The sequence below is a fragment of the Enterococcus spodopteracolus genome (genome assembly GCF_030441955.1).
Lineage (GTDB): Bacteria > Bacillota > Bacilli > Lactobacillales > Enterococcaceae > Enterococcus_B > Enterococcus_B spodopteracolus.
The window spans coordinates 1-363 of record NZ_JARJHD010000151.1 but is presented as its reverse complement, the minus strand read 5'-3'; the positions used below and the strand labels follow the sequence as shown (position 1 = coordinate 363).

Genomic DNA, 363 nt, shown 5'->3' with positions numbered 1-363 from the left:
TCTTCTAGCGATAGAAGTCCAATCAAGAAAAATAAGCAATTGAACTTATTAAAAAACTCATTCAACGCGGTGTTCTCGGTTTGTATTACTTACATTTTTACTTCAATATCCAGTTTTCAATGAACAAGTATATAACAACATACGTTGTTAATGGAGCCTAGCGGGATCGAACCGCTGACCTCCTGCGTGCAAAGCAGGCGCTCTCCCAGCTGAGCTAAGGCCCCGGGTTAAATTTTGAGTAGACCTCTCAAAACTGAACAAAGTATCGACAAACGTGTGTAGTCTCCGTAATATTCCTTAGAAAGGAGGTGATCCAGCCGCACCTTCCGATACGGCTACCTTGTTACGACTTCACCCCAATCA

General features: G+C 42.7%; 1 tRNA gene and 1 rRNA gene. Both read right to left on the bottom strand.

The window, feature by feature from the left end:
- Positions 1–151 precede the first annotated feature (151 nt).
- A tRNA-Ala gene (locus tag P3R27_RS14980) sits at positions 152–224 on the bottom strand.
- Positions 225–301: 77 nt separating this feature from the next.
- Positions 302–363 (bottom strand): 16S ribosomal RNA (locus P3R27_RS14975); the annotation flags it as partial.